Below are 4781 nucleotides of genomic sequence, written 5' to 3' on the forward strand. Positions count from 1 at the left end.
GCCCCGGGCTTCCCCGCCGCGGGCTCGCCGGTCCTGGACGCGTCTGCCCCGGGCTCGCCTACTCCGGGCTTCCCCGCCCCCGGCCCGCCCGACTCGGGCTTCCCTGCCCCGGACCCACCAGTCCTGGACGCGGCTGCCCCGGACTGGGCTGCCCCGGGCTTCCCTGCCCCCGGCCCGCCCGACTCGGACTTCCCTGCCACGGACCCACCAGTCCCGGACGCGTCTACCCCGGACCCGTCGGCCCCGGACCGGCCTGCTCCCGGCTCGCCCGACTCAGGCTTCCCTGCCCCGGACCCACCAGTCCCGGACACGGCTGCCCCGGACCCGCCGACCCCGGACTCGTCTGCCCCGGGCTCGCCGGTCCCGGACCCGTCGGCTCCGGACCGGCCTGCCCCGGACCCGGCCCCAGTCCCGCCGGCGGCACCGCCGTCATCGCCGTCACCCGCGGCACCGCCGTCATCGCCATCACCCGCGGCACCGCGCTCGACGGCACCGCCGGTGGGCGGCGCGGCGGCGGAGCCGGGCTGCTGACCCGGGCGGTCTGCGTCCGGCCCGGTGGGGGCGGCTTCGGCGGTGGCGTCGGAACCCGATGGCACGGTGCGGCCTTCCTGCAGGTCGTGCTGTGGTGAGGTGACCGTACAACGCGGGCGCGCGGACGTGGTCCGGGAGGTGCGGAATGCGGCCCCCAGGTGCGGAGCCGCCGCGGCTCCGGCCGGGGGGCTTTCCAGGGACCTCCTGGCGGATTCCCCCGCGTCGCGGGGGAAGCGCCGGAAGGGACTTGCCCGGCGGCGCCGCCCCCGCGGCGGGGGCGGTCCGCCGTGTGCGTGCGGATGGGGGCCCGACGCCCTTCGGGCCGACCTGGGACCCGCTGGCTGCGGATCGACCGAGAGCCGTTGTCTACTGAGCGTCCGGGCCCCTCCCGGGTCGCACCTGCCGACCCGGCGATCCCTCCCTCGCCCCCGTGCGCTGGACCTGGCTCCCAGTGGCGGCGCACCGCGGCGGCGCGTCTCCCTCTGGCCCAGCGGCGTTCGACGACTACGTGAAGATTCCCCGGTCGGGCGTCCTGTGGTGGACGCAGCCGAACCTACCGGCCACCGACCGCACCCTGTCAACACCCTCATGACCTGCGACGTTTCCTCAAATGACCAGGTCAGTACGGACGGTGTTCAGATGCCACGACAGGCCGCCGGGTCATCGTTCGGCGGTACGGCCCGCCCGTGCGTCACTCGTCCGGTCGGAGATGGACGGTGCGTCCGCCCACCACCGTGCGCAGACATACGGGCAGTTGACCGCCGGGGGTGAGATCGGGCAGACCAGGGGTGCCGGAGCACGGATCGGTCGACCACCCGGCGACCCGGGTGTCGGGCACCTGCACGACGAGGTCACCGGTCCGCCAGATCGCGTAGTCGGCGGGCGCGCCGGGCACCAGGACGCCCGCGTCGTCCCGTCCGATGGCCCGCCAGCCGCCACGGGTGTGGGCGGTGAAGGCGGCGCGGACGGAGATCCGGTGCTCCGGGGTGCGGTGGAAGGCGGCGGCGCGCACGGTGCCCCAGGGGTCCAGCGGGGTGACGGGGCTGTCGGAGCCGAGCGCCAGGGGCACACCGGCGCGCAGCATCGCCGCGTAGGGGTTCAGGGTGCGGGCCCGCTCGGGGCCGAGCCGCTGGGCGTACATGCCGTCCGTACCGCCCCACAGGGCGTCGAAGGCGGGCTGGACGGAGGCGGTGAGGCCGAGTTCGGCGAAGGCCGCGATGGTCTCGGGGGTGAGCATCTCGGCGTGTTCCACGCGGTGCCGGGCGGCGCGGACGCGGGCGAGGCCGACCTTGTCGGCGGCGGCCCGTACCCCCTCGACGACGGCCGTGACGGCGGCGTCGCCGATGGCGTGGAAACCGGCCTGCGTCCCGGCCTCGGTGCAGGCGATGACATGCGCCGCGACGGCCGCCGCGTCCAGATAACCGGTCCCGGTGTGCGGCGTGTCGGCGTACGGCTGGTGGAGACACGCCGTGTGCGAGCCCAGCGCCCCGTCGACGAAGAGATCGCCCGCCGCGCCGATGGCGCCGAGTTCGCGCACCTTGTCCAGGTCGGAGGCGCTGCTCGCGGCCTCGGCCCAGTAGCCGTACACCCGCGGCCCCGGCTCCTCGGCGGCGAGCCGCAGCAGTCCGGTGAGGTCGTCCTCGGAGGAGATGTCCGGCCCAGCGCATTCGTGGAGGCTGCCGATGCCGAGCGAGGCGGCGCGGGCGAGTGCGGCCCGCTGGGCGTCGGCGCGCTGCCGCTCGGTGACGCCCGCGTGGGCGGCGGCCCGCACCGCGTGGTGGGCGGCGTCGGTCAACGGCGCGTCGGGGTGATGGCCGGGCAGCTCGGACACGCCGGGAACGAGGTCGAGCAGTGCGCTGGTGACGACGGCGGAGTGGACATCGATGCGGGTGAGATAGAGGGGGCGGCCGCCGGTCGCTTCGTCGAGTTCGGTACGGGAGGGCGGACGCCCCTCGGGCCAGCGGGCGGCGTCCCAGCCGTGGCCGAGCAGCACCCGGTCGGCGGGGTGGGCGGCGGCGTGGGCGCGCACCCGCTCCAGCGCTTCGGCGAGCGTACGGGCGCCGGTGAGATCGAGTCCGGTGAGGGCGAGCCCGGTCGCGGTGGTGTGCACATGCGCATCGGTGAAGGCGGGCGTCACCAGCGCCCCGTCCAGCTGGATGACCTCGTCCACGCCGTCCGCGAAGCCGTCCGCGGCCCCTTCGGAGCCGACCCAGGCGATGGTGCCGCGTTCGACGACCATCGCGGTCGCGAACGGATCGGCGGGGCTGTGGACCTCGCCTCCGCGCAGCAGGACGGTGCGGCCTTCGGTGGCCTGGGCGGGGGTCGGGTCGTTCACGGCGGCTGCCTCAGCGGGAGTCGGAATCGGCGGGGGCGAAAGGGGATGGGGCGGGGGATGCGGCAGGGGATGGGGGCTGGGGGATGGGGCTCAGATGCGTGGCGGGCGCGCCTCATAGGGCGTGGAGAGGACCACGGTGGTGCGGGTGGAGACACCGGCCAGCGAGCGGATGCGGCTGAGCAGGTGCTCCAGCTCCAGCGGGGTGGCGACGCGCACCTTGAGTATGTAGTTCTCATCGCCCGCGACGCTGTGGCACGCCTCGATCTCGGGCACCTCGGCGAGCCGCTCGGAGATGTCGTCGGGCGCGCTGGGGTCGAAGGGCTTGACCGAGATGAACGCGGTGAGGGGAAGGCCGACGGCCTCGGGGTCCACGACAGCGGCGTAGCCGCGGATCACACCCCGCTGCTCGAGGCGGCGAACCCGCTGGTGCACGGCCGATGTGGACAGGCCGGTGGCCTTGCCCAGGTCCGTGTAGCTCATCCGCCCGTCCTTGACGAGCAGCTCCACGATCTGTCTGTCCAACTCCTCCACAGCCGATCACCTTATGTGGTCGGGGACGCTCGGGCACAACGGGCGGGCACAGCGGACATAGGCCCTTGTGCGCCGCATCTGCACCAGGCATGTGACGAACACCACATCTCCTCATGGGTGTCCTATGAGTTGCCGCGATTACCTATGCGGCCGCGAGGGAAATGCTTGCTGTGGTCGAGGCCGACGCGCCTGACCAGCCCACCCGAGGGGGAAACTCATGCCTCATCTTGAGCGCCTCGACGCAGGCGACATCGACACCGACGAGAACAACGACACCTATGAGATGTTCCGGGTGATCTGCCCGGACTGCGCGCGTCCCATCGCGCTCCTCGCCGACGAGGACGTTCTTCCGGAGCACGCGCTGTGCTCCTCCCCGTGGAACCCGTTCGGGCTCACGGTCTGCGCCGGCACCGGCCGCCGGGTGGCCGATGCCGCCCCCGCCGACGCGTCGCTGGACGCGCATGAGCGGGACGCCGCGCTGCTGCTGACGCTTCCGGAGGGCCTGGACTGGCGGATGCAGCCGTTCTCGCACCTCGGCGGACCCGGCTCCAAGCCGATCCGGTTCCCGGTGACGCGGCGGTAGGAGAAACGGCGGGGGCGCCGGTCGCGCCCCCCTGTCAGGGCTCGTTCGCCTCCGGGGCGCCCGCGACGCGCCCCTTCGGCCCGGCCCCGTGACGGCCCCTTCGGCCCGACACCTGTGACGGCCCCTTCGGCCCGGACCTGTGACGCGTCCCTTTGACCTGGTCCCGTGACGCGTCCCTTCGGCCCGGACCCGTTTCGAACAAGCCCGGCCCCGTACCGAAAAGCCCGGACCCGCTTCGAACAAGCCTGGCCCTGTTACCGACGAGCCCGGCCCCGGCCCCGTACCGACAAGTCCAGCTCAGCCGGCCCCAGGCCGCGCGAGAGCGCGGGCGAGGACGACCCGCTCGCTCCGATCGACACCCCCCATGGCCCCCAGCGCCCTGGCCCCGCGCATCCGGCGCTCGGCTGGGAAGTCGGCCGTGCGGGCGCATCTATACGGTGCTGCCGTACCCCTCGCGCAGCCCCCACCCGCCGTGCAGCCGCATCCCTCATGTCGTCGTATCCGGCGAGTGGCGGACGGCGTCGGGGTGACCCGCCCCGCGGCGCCCACGCGGAACAGCCTGGCCGTCGCCGCCTGCCCGGAAAACGTTCACCCACTGGTGTCCTGCGGCCGTGCCGCCGCCGGGTCCGGCTCCTCAAGGCGAGTGGCCGTGTCGGCGAGCACGAAGCGGGGTCCGACCGACGCACAGACCTCGAAGGGGCAGCCCTTGAGCGCGCTCGGGGCCCGGCACGGCGCGGGCCCGGCACGGGCCCGACTTGGCGGGGCGCGGCACGGAGCGCGGGACGCGGCACGGAGCGCGAG

The 4781-nt window shown here is 74.5% G+C and carries 3 protein-coding genes and 1 pseudogene; 2 read left to right on the forward strand and 2 right to left on the reverse strand.

What is annotated here, in order from left to right:
* A pseudogene (locus AXW62_RS45055) lies at positions 1 to 629 on the forward strand (hypothetical protein); the annotation flags it as partial.
* Positions 630 to 1222: 593 nt separating this feature from the next.
* Here the strand turns inward: AXW62_RS45055 and AXW62_RS08420 are convergent.
* Both AXW62_RS08420 and AXW62_RS08425 read right to left on the reverse strand, forming a co-directional pair.
* Complete coding sequence (locus AXW62_RS08420) at positions 1223 to 2866, reverse strand: amidohydrolase (RefSeq protein WP_060943953.1); 1644 nt, start codon at positions 2864 to 2866, stop codon at positions 1223 to 1225.
* 90 nt (positions 2867 to 2956) lie between these two features.
* A complete protein-coding gene (locus AXW62_RS08425) occupies positions 2957 to 3397 on the reverse strand; it encodes an Lrp/AsnC family transcriptional regulator (protein WP_030838994.1) in 441 nt (146 codons plus the stop codon).
* Positions 3398 to 3614: 217 nt separating this feature from the next.
* Here AXW62_RS08425 and AXW62_RS08430 point away from each other — a divergent pair, with 217 nt between their 5' ends.
* The gene (locus tag AXW62_RS08430; RefSeq protein ID WP_030838991.1) at positions 3615 to 3980 is read left to right on the forward strand and encodes a hypothetical protein; all 366 of its coding nucleotides are present in this window, start codon (positions 3615 to 3617) and stop codon (positions 3978 to 3980) included.
* Positions 3981 to 4781 lie beyond the last annotated feature (801 nt).

Source organism: Streptomyces hygroscopicus subsp. hygroscopicus, assembly GCF_001553455.1.
In the GTDB taxonomy this organism is placed as follows: Bacteria; Actinomycetota; Actinomycetes; order Streptomycetales; family Streptomycetaceae; genus Streptomyces; species Streptomyces hygroscopicus.

Coding starts and splice junctions, on each gene's coding strand:
- AXW62_RS08430 (WP_030838991.1), top strand. CDS start 3,615: ATGCCTCATCTTGAGCGCCTCGACGCAGGCGACATCGACACCGACGAG.